Origin of the sequence: Kitasatospora sp. NPDC048365, assembly GCF_043200835.1 — a bacterium.
Lineage (GTDB): Bacteria > Actinomycetota > Actinomycetes > Streptomycetales > Streptomycetaceae > Kitasatospora > Kitasatospora terrestris.
This window is the reverse complement of sequence record NZ_JBICYJ010000017.1, coordinates 167,455-179,526: the sequence shown is the minus strand read 5'-3', so window position 1 is coordinate 179,526 and position 12,072 is coordinate 167,455. Positions and strand designations below refer to the sequence as shown.

Annotated in this window: 10 protein-coding genes; 8 read left to right on the top strand and 2 right to left on the bottom strand. The window is 73.7% G+C overall.

Going from position 1 to position 12,072, the window contains the following annotated elements; translation table 11 throughout:
- Positions 1-132 precede the first annotated feature (132 nt).
- Entirely contained in the window at positions 133-1,812 is a 1,680-nt protein-coding gene (locus ACGFX4_RS19535; RefSeq protein ID WP_393075681.1) for a beta-1,3-glucanase family protein, read from the top strand.
- Between the two features lie 66 nt (positions 1,813-1,878).
- Here the strand turns inward: ACGFX4_RS19535 and ACGFX4_RS19530 are convergent, their stop codons facing one another.
- The gene (locus tag ACGFX4_RS19530; RefSeq protein ID WP_393075679.1) at positions 1,879-2,820 is read right to left on the bottom strand and encodes an NADP-dependent oxidoreductase; all 942 of its coding nucleotides are present in this window, start codon (positions 2,818-2,820) and stop codon (positions 1,879-1,881) included.
- A gap of 70 nt (positions 2,821-2,890) precedes the next feature.
- On the opposite strand from ACGFX4_RS19530, the gene ACGFX4_RS19525 reads away from it, so the two are divergent.
- The 3 genes from ACGFX4_RS19525 to ACGFX4_RS19515 all read left to right on the top strand — a co-directional run bounded on the left by ACGFX4_RS19525 (position 2,891) and on the right by ACGFX4_RS19515 (position 7,119).
- Positions 2,891-3,847 carry a GlxA family transcriptional regulator gene (locus ACGFX4_RS19525; RefSeq protein ID WP_393075677.1) on the top strand — a complete coding sequence of 319 codons (957 nt, stop codon included), beginning with the start codon at positions 2,891-2,893 and terminating at the stop codon, positions 3,845-3,847.
- A gap of 96 nt (positions 3,848-3,943) precedes the next feature.
- Complete coding sequence (locus ACGFX4_RS19520; RefSeq protein ID WP_393075701.1) at positions 3,944-6,439, top strand: DEAD/DEAH box helicase; 2,496 nt, start codon at positions 3,944-3,946, stop codon at positions 6,437-6,439.
- Positions 6,440-6,522: 83 nt separating this feature from the next.
- Positions 6,523-7,119, top strand: a complete 597-nt coding sequence (locus ACGFX4_RS19515) for a TIGR03086 family metal-binding protein (protein ID WP_393075676.1) — start codon at positions 6,523-6,525, stop codon at positions 7,117-7,119.
- A gap of 18 nt (positions 7,120-7,137) precedes the next feature.
- Here the strand turns inward: ACGFX4_RS19515 and ACGFX4_RS19510 are convergent, their stop codons facing one another.
- Positions 7,138-7,830, bottom strand: coding sequence for a hypothetical protein (locus ACGFX4_RS19510; RefSeq protein ID WP_393075674.1), 693 nt, complete (start codon positions 7,828-7,830; stop codon positions 7,138-7,140).
- Between the two features lie 188 nt (positions 7,831-8,018).
- On the opposite strand from ACGFX4_RS19510, the gene bioB reads away from it, so the two are divergent.
- The 4 genes from bioB to ACGFX4_RS19490 all read left to right on the top strand — a co-directional run bounded on the left by bioB (position 8,019) and on the right by ACGFX4_RS19490 (position 12,011).
- Complete coding sequence (gene bioB / locus ACGFX4_RS19505; RefSeq protein ID WP_393075672.1) at positions 8,019-9,242, top strand: biotin synthase BioB; 1,224 nt, start codon at positions 8,019-8,021, stop codon at positions 9,240-9,242.
- Positions 9,242-10,534, top strand: a complete 1,293-nt coding sequence (locus ACGFX4_RS19500; RefSeq protein ID WP_393075670.1) for an adenosylmethionine--8-amino-7-oxononanoate transaminase — start codon at positions 9,242-9,244, stop codon at positions 10,532-10,534. The genes bioB and ACGFX4_RS19500 overlap by 1 nt, the downstream gene beginning before the upstream one ends.
- Positions 10,535-10,665: 131 nt before the next feature.
- Positions 10,666-11,409 carry a dethiobiotin synthase gene (bioD, locus tag ACGFX4_RS19495; RefSeq protein WP_393075668.1) on the top strand — a complete coding sequence of 248 codons (744 nt, stop codon included), beginning with the start codon at positions 10,666-10,668 and terminating at the stop codon, positions 11,407-11,409.
- A 62-nt stretch (positions 11,410-11,471) separates the two neighbouring features.
- Entirely contained in the window at positions 11,472-12,011 is a 540-nt protein-coding gene (locus ACGFX4_RS19490) for a cupredoxin domain-containing protein (RefSeq protein WP_393075665.1), read from the top strand.
- Positions 12,012-12,072: the final 61 nt, after the last annotated feature.

Below are 12,072 nucleotides of genomic sequence, written 5' to 3'. Positions count from 1 at the left end.
GCGGGGGCCCCCTTTTGGGGGCCGGGGGCCCCCCCGGCCCCCGCCCCGCGGGGCGGCCCCCCCCCCCGGCCCCCCCCCCCACCCCCACCACCCCTTGACTGCTCCACCCCCGCAAGGAACGGACACCCCCACATGACCCCGTCCCACCGCGCGCCCCTCTCCCGCCGGAAGCTGCTCGCCGCGGCCGGCGCGGCGCTCGCCGTGCCGCTCACCGCCACCTGGCTGAGCGCCGGCGCCGAGGCCCAGACGCCCGCCACCCTGGCGATGGACCTGGCCAACACCACCGGCAGCAACACCGTCTACGCGTACGTGGTCGGCCGTGACCCGTCCGCGGGCGGCAGCTGGGCCTTCGTCCAGGCCGACGGCGCGAGCCTCTACCACCCGCCGAACCCGGCCAACGACCAGACGCCGCTGGGCGTGGACTGCGCGATCGCGCTGAACGCCTCGGGCGCCGCCCCGCGCCGGGTCACCCTGCCGCACCTGGACAGCGGCCGGATCTACTTCTCGGTCGGCGCGAAGCTCACCTTCCTGATGAACCGGGGCGGCGGCCTGGCCATGCCCTCGGTGCTCAACCCCAGCGACGCGAACGCGAACGTCCGCCACGACTTCTGCGAATTCACGTTCAACAACGACCAGTTGTTCGCGAACATCACCTTCGTCGACATGGTCTGCCTGCCGATCGCCTTCCAGCTGGAGACCCCGCAGGGCACCCAGACCGTGCGCGGCCTGCCGGCCGACGGCCTGGCCCGGGTGGCGTCCGCGCTGCGCGCGCAGTCCGCCTCGGACGGCAGCGACTGGAGCAAGCTGATCGTCAACCGCAACGGCTCCGACCTGCGGGTGCTCAGCCCCAACCTGGCGATCCGCGGCAACGGCGCGCTGTTCCCCGGGTACTTCGACTCCTACGTCGACCAGGTGTGGTCCAAGTACGCCGGCACCGACCTGAAGATCGACACCCAGTACACCTGGGGCGTGGTGACCGGCCGGGTCAGCGGCGGCACCCTGACCTTCCCCGGGGTGGGCAGCTTCAGCAAGCCCTCCACGGCGGCGATCTTCTCCTGCAGCGACGCGCCGTTCACCACCGGCAACGACCTGATGGGCAACATCAGCGCCCGGCTGGCCGCCGCGTTCAACCGCACCACCCTGCTGGACAACGCCAACCAGCCGACCGGCGAGAACCCGGCCGCGTTCTACACCAAGGCGCGCACCAACCACTACGCCCGGATCCTGCACTCCACCACGCCGGACGGCCTGGGCTACGCCTTCCCGTACGACGACGTCCACCCGGCCGGGGTGGACTTCGAGGGCAAGGTGCAGCACGGCAGCCCGAGCCGGTTCGTGGTCACGGTGGGCGGCCTGTCCGGATCCACCCCCTCGCCCTCGCCGAGCGCCAGCGCGACCGGCGGTGCGGTGAGCGCCTTCGCCACCGTCCAGGCCGAGTCGTACCGGGGCCAGTCCGGCTCGCAGACCGAGGCCTGCTCCGACACCGGCGGCGGCTCGGACGTCGGCTGGCTCGCCAACGGCGACTGGCTCCGCTACACGCTGGACTTCGGCTCCACCGGCGCGACCCGGTTCGACGCCCGGGTCGCCTCCGGCGCCGCGGCGGGGGTCAGCGGCCTGGTGCAGGTCCGCCTCGGCAGCCCCACGGCGACGCCGATCGGCAGCTTCGCGCTGGCCGGCACCGGCGGCTGGCAGACCTGGCGGACCGTCCCGGCGGACATCACCCGCACCACCGGCGTCAAGGACGTCTACCTGACGTTCAGCTCCGGCCAGCCGGCCGACTTCGTCAACCTCAACTGGTTCGTCTTCTCCTGACGCACCGCAGACTCCCCGGGCGGCCGCCGCCGCGGCCGCCCGGGGCTCCGTACGCCCGCGCCGGGGTCACTCCACCGTCAGCACGACCTTGCCGGTGACCCGGCCGGTGTCGCCGAGGGCGTGGCCCTTCGCCGCCTCGGCCAGCGGGAGGACGGCCTCCACCACCGGGCGCAGCCGTCCTGCCGCGAGCAGGCCGGCGATCTCCCGCATGCCCTGCTGGTCCGCCTCGACCAGCAGCGGTACGGCGCTCACGCCGAGCTCGGCGGCCCGTTCGGCGAGGTTTCCGGGCACGTCCATCAGCGCGATGGTGACCAGCCGCCCGCCGGGCTTCAGCACCTCCAGCGAGCGCAGCGCGGTGTCGCCGCCGACGGTGTCGAGCACCACGTCGACCTTGTCGACCGCGGTGAAGTCCTCGGTGCGGTAGTCGACCATCTCGTCGGCGCCGAGCCCGCGCACCACCTCGTGCTTGGCGGCGCTGGCGGTGCCGATCACGTACGCGCCGCGCTCCTTGGCGATCTGCACGGCCAGGTGCCCGACCCCGCCGGCGGCGGCGTGCACCAGGACCCGCTCGCCGGGCCGGACGTCGGCCGCGTCCACCAGGGCCTGCCAGGCGGTGAGCGCGGCCAGCGGCGCCGCGCCGGCCCGCACGTGGTCGAGGTCGGCGGGCTTGCGGACCAGGGCGCGGGCCGGGGCGACCACGTACTCGGCGAAGGAGCCGACGCCGTACGGGTAGGGCAGCATGCCGAAGACCTCGTCGCCCGGCGCGTGCAGGGTCACGCCGATGCCGACGGCCTCGACGGTGCCGGAGACGTCCCAACCGAGCACCAGCGGGAGGCGGTCGAGGAAGCCGGGGAACTGCCGGTGCTTCCAGTCGGTGGGGTTCATGCCGGCCGCGCGGACCCGGACCAGCACCTCGGAGGGGCCGGGGACCGGGCGCTCCACCTCGATCTCCTCGAGGACCTCGGGGGTGCCGTAGCTGTTCTGGCTGATCGCCTTCATCGTCGTCATGCATCCAGCCTGCGCCGCGGCGACCTGCGGAAACAGTGGCCCGATGGCCATGATGTGCAAGAATTGGGCCATGCACCGTGTTGTCGTCCTCGCCCTGGACGGGGTCATCCCCTTCGAGCTGAGCCTGGCCTCCCGCCTGTTCGGGGCGGCCACCGACGCCGCCGGGCGGCCGCTGTACGAGGTGGTGACCTGCTCGCCGGACGGGCGTCCGGTGCGCACCGACGCCGACTTCTCGATCACCGTCCAGCACGACGCCACCGCCCTCGCCGGGGCGGACACGGTGGTGGTCCCGGCCTCCGAGGAGTTCGTCCGGATCACCGACCGGGCCTCCCTCCCGGCGCCGGCCGCCGAGGCGCTAGCCCTGATCCCGCCGGACGCCCGGATCGCGGCCATCTGCATCTCCGCCTTCCCGCTGGCCGCCGCCGGGCTGCTGGACGGCCTGCCCGCCGCCACCCACTGGCACCACGCCGAGCACTTCCGCCGCCACTACCCGCGGGTCGACCTGGCGCCGGACGTGCTGTACGTGGACGCCGGCCGGATCCACACCTCGGCGGGCGCCGCGGCCGGGATCGACCTGCTGCTGCACCTGATCCGGCTCGACCACGGCAGCGGCGTCGCCAACCAGGTCGCCCGCCGCTGCGTGGTCCCGCCGCAGCGCGAGGGCGGGCAGGCCCAGTACGTGGAGCGGCCGGTGCCGGAGCGCACCGACGCCGGCACCTCGGTCACCCGCGCCTGGGCCCTCGACCGCCTGCACGAGCCGCTGCAGCTCGCCGACCTCGCCGACCACGCGCGGATGAGCCGCCGCACCTTCACCCGGCGCTTCCGCGCCGAGACCGGCCTCAGCCCCGGCCAGTGGCTCACCCAGCAGCGCCTGGACCTGGCCCGCCACCTGCTGGAGACCACCGACCTGGCGGTGACCCGGATCGCCGAACGGGTCGGCTTCGGCACCGACGTGACCCTGCGCCAGCACCTGCACGCCGCGATCGGCGTCTCCCCCGGCACCTACCGGCGCACCTTCCGCGGCTGACCGGCCGGCGCCCGCCGAACGGCCCGGCGCCCGCCATCTCCTTTGCCCCGGCCCCTGCCGAACAGGCAAGATAGGCCGGTGACCCTCCTGGACCTGATGCCGAAGCCCGCCACGCCCGACTCGCTGTTCGAGACCTTCGCCGAGTGGGCGACGGAGCGCGGCATCACCCTCTATCCGGCCCAGGAGGAGGCGCTGATCGAGCTGGTCTCCGGGAACAACGTGATCCTGGCGACCCCGACCGGCTCCGGGAAGTCGCTGGTCGCGGCGGGTGCGCACTTCGCCGCGCTGGCCGAGGGCAAGCGCACCTTCTACACCGCGCCGATCAAGGCGCTGGTGTCGGAGAAGTTCTTCGACCTGTGCAAGATCTTCGGCACCGAGCAGGTCGGCATGATGACCGGCGACGCCTCGGTGAACCCGACCGCGCCGATCATCTGCTGCACCGCCGAGGTGCTCGCCCAGATCGCCCTGCACGACGGCGACCGGGCCGACATCGGCCAGGTCGTGATGGACGAGTTCCACTTCTACGCCGAGCCGGACCGCGGCTGGGCCTGGCAGATCCCGATCATCGAGCTGCCGCAGGTGCAGTTCCTGCTGATGTCCGCGACCCTCGGCGACGTCCGCCGCTTCGAGGAGGACCTGACCCGGCGCACCGGCCGCCCGACCACCGTGGTCCGCTCGGCGACCCGCCCGGTCCCGCTGTTCTACGAGTACCGGCGCACCAACCTGCACGACACCCTGGAGGAGCTGCTGAAGACCGGTCAGGCACCGGTCTACGTCGTGCACTTCACCCAGAAGGAAGCGGTCGAGCGGGCCCAGTCGCTGATGAGCATCAACATGTGCTCCAAGGCGGAGAAGGACGCCATCGCCGACCTGATCGGCAACTTCCGCTTCACCACCAAGTTCGGCCGCAACCTCTCCCGGTTCGTGCGGCACGGCATCGGCGTGCACCACGCCGGCATGCTGCCCAAGTACCGCCGGCTGGTCGAGCGGCTCGCCCAGGCCGGCCTGCTGAAGGTCATCTGCGGCACCGACACCCTCGGCGTCGGCGTCAACGTGCCGATCCGCACCGTGCTGTTCACCGCGCTCTCCAAGTACGACGGCCAGCGGGTGCGGATCCTGCGCGCCCGCGAGTTCCACCAGATCGCCGGCCGGGCCGGCCGGGCCGGCTTCGACACCGTCGGCCAGGTGGTCGCCCAGGCGCCCGAGCACGTGGTGGAGAACGAGAAGGCGCTGGCCAAGGCCGGCGACGACCCGAAAAAGAAGAAGAAGGTCGTCCGCAAGAAGGCCCCCGACGGCTTCGTCAGCTGGTCGGAGGAGACTTTCGAGCGCCTGATCGCCGCCGACCCGGAGCCGCTGGTCTCCCGCTTCAAGGTCAGCCACGCCATGCTGCTGTCGGTGATCGGCCGCCCCGGCGACCCGTTCGACGCCATGCGCCACCTGCTCACCGACAACCACGAGGAGCGCCCGGCGCAGCGCCGCCACATCCGCTCGGCGATCCAGATCTACCGCTCGCTGGTCGAGGGCGGCATCGTCGAGAAGCTGGACCAGCCGGACGCCGAGGGCCGCACCGTGCGCCTCACCCTCGACCTGCAGGAGAACTTCGCGCTCAACCAGCCGCTGTCCACCTTCGCGCTGGCCGCCTTCGACGTCCTCGACCCGGAGTCGCCCTCGTACGCGCTCGACGTGGTCTCGGTGGTCGAGGCCACCCTGGACGACCCGCGGCAGATCCTCGCCGCGCAGGAGAACAAGGCCCGCGGCGAGGCCGTCGCCGAGATGAAGCGCGACGGCATCGAGTACGAGGAGCGGATGGAGCGGCTCCAGGAGATCACCTACCCGCGGCCGCTGGAGGAGCTCCTCGGCCACGCGTACGAGGTCTACCGCCGGGCGCACCCGTGGATCGGCGACCACCCGCTGCGGCCCAAGGCCGTGGTGCGCGACCTGTACGAGCGGGCCATGACCTTCTCGGACTACGTCGGCTTCTACGAGCTCGCCCGGACCGAGGGCATCGTGCTGCGCTACCTCGCGGGCGCGTACAAGGCGCTGGAGCAGACCGTCCCGGACGACATCAAGACCGACGACCTCAAGGACATCATCGCCTGGCTCGGCGAGCTCGTCCGGCAGGTCGACTCCTCGCTGCTCGACGAGTGGGAGGCGCTGGCCAACCCGACCGAGCCGGAGGCGGGCGAGGTCCGCCTCGACGACAAGCCGGCGCCGGTCACCGCCAACGCCCGGGCCTTCCGGGTGCTGGTGCGCAACGAGATGTTCCGCCGGGTCGAGCTGTGCGCGCTGGAGCACTACGGCGTGCTGGCCGAGCTGGACGGCGAGTACGGCTGGGACGCCGACCGCTGGGCGGACGCGATGGACGGCTACTGGGACGAGTACGACGACCTCGGCACCGGCCCGAACGCGCGCGGCCCGAAGATGCTGCTGATCGAGGAGGTCGAGGACGAGGGCCTGTGGCGGGTCCGGCAGATCTTCGACGACCCGAGCGGCGACCACGACTGGGGCATCAGTGCCGAGGTCGACCTCTACGGCTCCGACGAGGAGGGCCGGGCGGTCCTGAAGGTGACCGCGGTGGGGCCGGTCCGCTGAAGCCGCCCGCCACTGTCGGTGGCGGGCCCTAGAGTGAGCGGTGAACGATCCGGTTCGCACGGTGACTCTGGGGGAGACGACGGATGTCCGTTGACGGGTTCGAGCTGTTGGCCGACGCGCACGACTACCTGCTGGCCGCGGTCCGCGGCGTGCCGGCGGACGCCTGGGGGGCGGCGACGCCGTGCAGCGAGTGGACGGTCCGGCAGGTCTTCAACCACGCCCGGCTCGACCAGCAGGCGCTGACCATGCAGATCACCGGCGAGGCCCCGGCGAGCGACCCGTTCGAGCCGGCCGACGCGCTGGACGGCGACGCCCCCGACCCGGCCGCCGGGCTGGCGGCGCTGCTCGGCGCGGCCATGAAGGCCTGGGAGTCGGAGCGGGCGGCCGAGAGCGTGCCGACGCCGATGGGGCCGATGCCCGCCGCGGCCGGGGCCGCGGTCGCCGCGCTCGACGCGGCCCTCCACGGCTGGGACATCGCCCGGGCCACCGGTCAGGAGCTGCCCCTCACCGAGGCCCTGGCCGTCGGTCTGGAGGGCCCGGCCGGGCAGATCGTCGACTTCGTCCGGGAGTCCTTCGGCAAGTTCGGCCCGGTGGTCGAGGTTCCGGCGCAGGCGAGCCGCGCCGACCGGCTCCTGGCGTTCAGCGGCCGCGACCCGTACTGGTCCGCACCGGCCCGGTGAGCCGGCGGGCCGGCCCGGCTACATCCAGCTGAAGGGGGCCCGGGCGACGTACGCCGCCGCCCGGGTGGACTCCTGCAGCGCCTGGTCCGGGGCGTTGCCGGCCCGCTGGTCGGCGTACCGGGAGACGGTGACGGTCAGGTAGTGGCCCGCCGCGGCCACCCTGGCGGCGGTCATCGGCTTCGCGGTGCCGTTCACCGCCGGGGGCGGGGTTCCGTCGGGCAGGGTGAAGGCGAACGCCGCCGCCTTGTCGCCGAGCGCCTGCGCGGCCTTCGCCGCCGCGCCCGCGTCGTTGAAGCGCAGCACCGTCACGCTGGTGACCACCGGCTGGTCGGCGCGGCTGAACGCGACCGCCACGTACGCCTGGCAGCCGAGGTCCTTCAGCGCGTCGTGCGCCCGGTCGGCCTGGGTCTCCACGCAGTCGGCGCCCTGCCGGGCGGCCGTCCGCCGGGCCCGGTAGCCGTCCTGGTCGATGGTCCGCTGTGCCGGGAAGTAGCGTTCGGCGGTGAACGCCTGAGCCTCCGTCGGCGGCTGGGCCGCCTGTGCGCCCGGCGGCGGCACGGCGGCCGGCGCCTTGCTGCTGGTGGGCCCGAGGCCGGGCAGCAGGTCGCCCGGGTGCGGTCGCGACACCACCCACACCCCGCCCGCGGCCACGCCGGCCAGCGCGCACCAGAGCACTATGCGGTTGCGCCGGGAGCGGCGAGGTGTCGTCATGGCGCAGATTGTAGACATCCGATACGACCAATCCGACCGGCAGGGGCGCACGTACCTGCGGGTAGGGCGTACGTGACCTGTGCCACTACCGAGTGCTCCGACACTGTGACAACTCGCACACCCCGGCGGCGATCTTCTGGCGGGTTCCCTCTGGCGGAACGCGAGCCCAGCCAGGCAGGATCAGGCGCATGGATCTGCTCGACACCCTCACCGCCAAGGGCCTGCGCCGGGAACTCCCCACCCGCGAGGAAGCCCTGGCCGTTCTCGCCACCACCGACGACGAGCTGATGGACGTCGTCGCGGCCGCCGGGCGGGTCCGCCGGCAATGGTTCGGCCGCCGGGTCAAGCTCAACTACCTGGTCAACCTGAAGAGCGGCCTCTGCCCGGAGGACTGCAACTACTGCTCCCAGCGGCTCGGCTCCAAGGCGGAGATCCTCAAGTACACCTGGCTGAAGCCCGACCAGGCCGCCGACGCGGCCCGGGCCGGCGTCGCCGGCGGCGCCAAGCGGGTCTGCCTGGTCGCCTCCGGCCGCGGCCCGACGGACCGTGACATCGACCGGGTCGCCGACACCATCGCCGCGATCAAGGACGCCGACGAGAGCGTCGAGGTGTGCGCCTGCCTCGGCCTGCTCTCCGACAACCAGGCCGAGCGCCTGAAGGCGGCCGGCGCCGACGCGTACAACCACAACCTCAACACCTCCGAGGCCACGTACGGCGAGATCACCACCACGCACACCTACGCCGACCGGGTCGACACCGTCACCAAGGCGCACGGCGCGGGCCTGTCCGCCTGCTCCGGCCTGATCGCCGGCATGGGCGAGAGCGACGAGGACCTGATCGACGTGGTGTTCGCGCTGCGCGAGCTCGACCCCGACTCGGTGCCGGTCAACTTCCTCATCCCGTTCGAGGGCACCCCGCTCGCCAAGGAGTGGAACCTCACCCCGCAGCGCTGCCTGCGCATCCTGGCCATGGTCCGCTTCGTCTGCCCCGACATCGAGGTCCGGATCGCCGGCGGCCGCGAGGTCCACCTGCGCTCGATGCAGCCGCTCGGCCTGCACATCGCCAACTCGATCTTCCTCGGCGACTACCTCACCAGCGAGGGCCAGGCCGGCCAGGCCGACCTCGACATGATCAAGGACGCCGGCTTCGAGGTCGAGGGCGCCGAGCAGACCACCCTGCCCCGCCACCGGGTGGAGGCCGGCGCGGGCGGCGGCTGCGGCTCGGTCTGCGGCTCCTCCTCCGCCCCCGCCGAGGCCCACGGCTGCGGCGACGCCTGCGGCGGCTGCGGCGGCCACGAGGAGCTCGCCGCGGCAGCGGCCGCCGTCGACGAGGAGGACGGCGACGAGGCCCGCACCGACCTGGTGAAGGTCCGCCGCCGCGGCGCCGGCACCGAGCTGGCCCCGAACGCCTGATGGACCCGCGCCACCTCCTCGACCTCGACCGGGCCCACGTCTGGCACCCGTACGCGCCGATGCCGGGCACGGTCGACCCGTACGTCGTCGAGTCCGCCTCCGGAGTCCGGCTGCGCCTCGCGCAGCCGGTCGCCGGCCGGGACGAACTCGTCGACGGCATGTCCTCCTGGTGGGCCGCCATCCACGGCTACGGCCACCCGGTCCTGGACGAGGCGGTCCGCTCGCAGCTCGGCCGGATGAGCCACGTGATGTTCGGCGGGCTCACCCACGAGCCCGCCGTCCGGCTCGCCGCCCGGCTGGTCGAGATCACCCCCGAACCCCTGCAGCACGTCTTCCTCGGCGACTCCGGCTCGGTCGCGGTCGAGGTCGCGATGAAGATGTGCCTCCAGTACTGGGTGTCCGTCGGCCGGCCCGCCAAGCGCCGCCTGCTCACCTGGCGCGGCGGCTACCACGGCGACACCTTCCACCCGATGTCCGTCTGCGACCCCGAGGGCGGCATGCATGCCCTGTGGGGCGGTGTCCTCCCGCACCAGGTCTTCGCCGAGGAGCCGCCCGGCGGGTACGACGCCCCGCTCGACGACGCGTACGTCGCGCACCTCACCGAGCTGATCGAACGTCACGCCGACGAGCTCGCCGCCGTGATCGTCGAACCGGTCGTCCAGGGCGCGGGCGGGATGCGCTTCCACTCCCCCGCGTACCTGCGGCTGCTGCGCGAACTCTGCGACCGGCACGACGTCCTGCTGGTCTTCGACGAGATCGCCACCGGCTTCGGCCGCACCGGCGAACTCTTCGCCGCCGACCACGCCCGGGTCTCCCCCGACGTGATGTGCCTCGGCAAGGCGCTGACCGGCGGCTACCTCACCATGGCCGCCACCCTGTGCACCTCGCGGATCGCCGACGGCATCAGCCGCGGCGAGGTCCCCGTGCTCGCGCACGGCCCGACGTTCATGGGCAACCCGCTGGCCGCCGCGGTCGCAGGCGCCTCCATCGACCTGCTGCTCGGCCAGGACTGGCAGGTGGAGGTCAAGCGGATCGAGACCGGCCTGCGCGCCGGGCTCGCCGACGCGGCGTCCGTACCCGGCGTCCGCGACGTCCGGGTGCTCGGCGCGATCGGCGTCGTCCAGCTCGACCACCCGGTCGACATGCGGGCCGCGACCGCCGCGGCAGCGGCCGAGGGCGTGTGGCTGCGGCCGTTCCGCGACCTGATCTACACCATGCCGCCGTACGTCACGGACGACACCGACCTGGCCCGGATCACGGCTGCGGTGCGTTCGGCTGCTGCCAGCGGTTGAGTCGTCAGGGGCTCGGGGAACGGCGAGGCCGGCCCCGTGGTCGGGCAACAGCGCGTGTTCGGCCAACCCCGTGGTCGGCGTCGCCGTTCCCCGAGCCCCCGAATAAACCCGCCGTTCGAAAGGAACCCCCTGTGTCCGTCCTCTTCATCACCGGGACCGGGACCGAGGTCGGGAAGACCGTGGTGACCGCGGCGGTCGCCGCGCTGGCCGGGCCGTCGGTGGCCGTGCTGAAGCCGGGGCAGACCGGCGTCGCGGTCGGCGAGCCGGGCGATGCCGCCGAGGTGGTCCGGCTGGCCGGCCCGCACGTGGCGACCGCCGAACTCGCCCGCTACCCCGAGCCGCTGGCCCCCGACACGGCCGCCCGCCGTTCCGGCCTGCCGACGCTCGGGCCGGACGCGGTCGCGAAGACGGTCGCCGACCTCGCCGCCGAGCACGCGACCGTCCTGGTGGAGGGCGCCGGCGGCCTGCTGGTCCGCTACGACGAACAGGGCCGGGGCATGGCCGAGATGGCGGCGGCGACCGTCGCGCTCGGCGTGGACGTCGAGTTCCTGGTGGTGGTCACCGCGGGCCTCGGCACCCTGAACACGACCGCGCTGACCCTGGAGGCGCTGCGCGCCCGCGGCCTGCGCACCCGCGGCGTGGTGATCGGCAGCTGGCCCGAGGACGCCGATCTGGCGGCCCGCTGCAACCTGGCCGACCTGCCGTCGGTGGCGGGGGTGCCGCTGCTCGGGGCGCTGCCGGCCGGTTCGGCGGCCGAGGGCGGGGCGCCGTTCCACGCGGTGGCCCGGGCCTCGCTCGCGCCCGCGCTCGGCGGCGTATGGGACGCGGCGGCGTTCGCCGCCCGGCACACCCCGGGTGCTACCCCGGTCGGGTGAGTCTGCGGCGGGGCCCGCGTGTGCACCGGCCGTGCCGGCCCGGCGCGGCGGATCCTGGCGGGATGAACTCCCGTCCTCCCGCGGCCCCCTCGACCGCCGGCGCTCCTCCCGCTGCCGCTTCGACGTCCGCCGCCTCGACCGCTGCCGGGCCGACCCGGCGCGGTGTCCTGTTCGGCGCCGGCGGCGCCTTCGCGGCCGCCGTGCTCGCCGCCTGCTCCAGCAGCGAGTCGAACGCTCCGTCCCCGTCGGCCACCCCGGCGACGTCCGCGGCCGGCTCGGCCACACCGACCGCGTCGGGGTCGCCCTCCCCGTCCGGGTCACCGTCCCCGTCGGGGAGCGCCGGCACGGTCGCGATCACCATCAAGGACTTCGCCTTCAGCCCCACCCCGCTGAGCGTCGCCCCAGGCACCAAGATCGTCGTGACCAACCAGGACTCGGCCTCCCACACCCTCACCGCGACCGTCTCCGGGGGCGGCGGCTTCGACACCGGGATCCTGGCCACCGGCAAGTCCGCGGAGATCACCGCGCCGACCCAGCCGGGCACCTACCCGTACACGTGCAGCATCCACCCGACGATGCTGGGCACCCTGACCGTCGCCTGAGCCGGGCCGGGCCGAGCCGAGCCGCCGTCACCGCCGCCCGTCCGGCAGGGCCGTTGACACC

What these genes read in the sequence shown, in the direction of transcription:
- ACGFX4_RS19535 (WP_393075681.1), top strand. Translation starts at nt 133, where the DNA reads ATGACCCCGTCCCACCGCGCGCCCCTCTCCCGCCGGAAGCTGCTCGCC.
- ACGFX4_RS19530 (WP_393075679.1), bottom strand. Translation starts at nt 2,820, where the DNA reads ATGACGACGATGAAGGCGATCAGCCAGAACAGCTACGGCACCCCCGAG.
- ACGFX4_RS19525 (WP_393075677.1), top strand. Translation starts at nt 2,891, where the DNA reads ATGCACCGTGTTGTCGTCCTCGCCCTGGACGGGGTCATCCCCTTCGAG.
- ACGFX4_RS19520 (WP_393075701.1), top strand. Translation starts at nt 3,944, where the DNA reads ATGCCGAAGCCCGCCACGCCCGACTCGCTGTTCGAGACCTTCGCCGAG.
- ACGFX4_RS19515 (WP_393075676.1), top strand. Translation starts at nt 6,523, where the DNA reads ATGTCCGTTGACGGGTTCGAGCTGTTGGCCGACGCGCACGACTACCTG.
- ACGFX4_RS19510 (WP_393075674.1), bottom strand. Translation starts at nt 7,830, where the DNA reads ATGACGACACCTCGCCGCTCCCGGCGCAACCGCATAGTGCTCTGGTGC.
- bioB (WP_393075672.1), top strand. Translation starts at nt 8,019, where the DNA reads ATGGATCTGCTCGACACCCTCACCGCCAAGGGCCTGCGCCGGGAACTC.
- ACGFX4_RS19500 (WP_393075670.1), top strand. Translation starts at nt 9,242, where the DNA reads ATGGACCCGCGCCACCTCCTCGACCTCGACCGGGCCCACGTCTGGCAC.
- ACGFX4_RS19490 (WP_393075665.1), top strand. Translation starts at nt 11,472, where the DNA reads ATGAACTCCCGTCCTCCCGCGGCCCCCTCGACCGCCGGCGCTCCTCCC.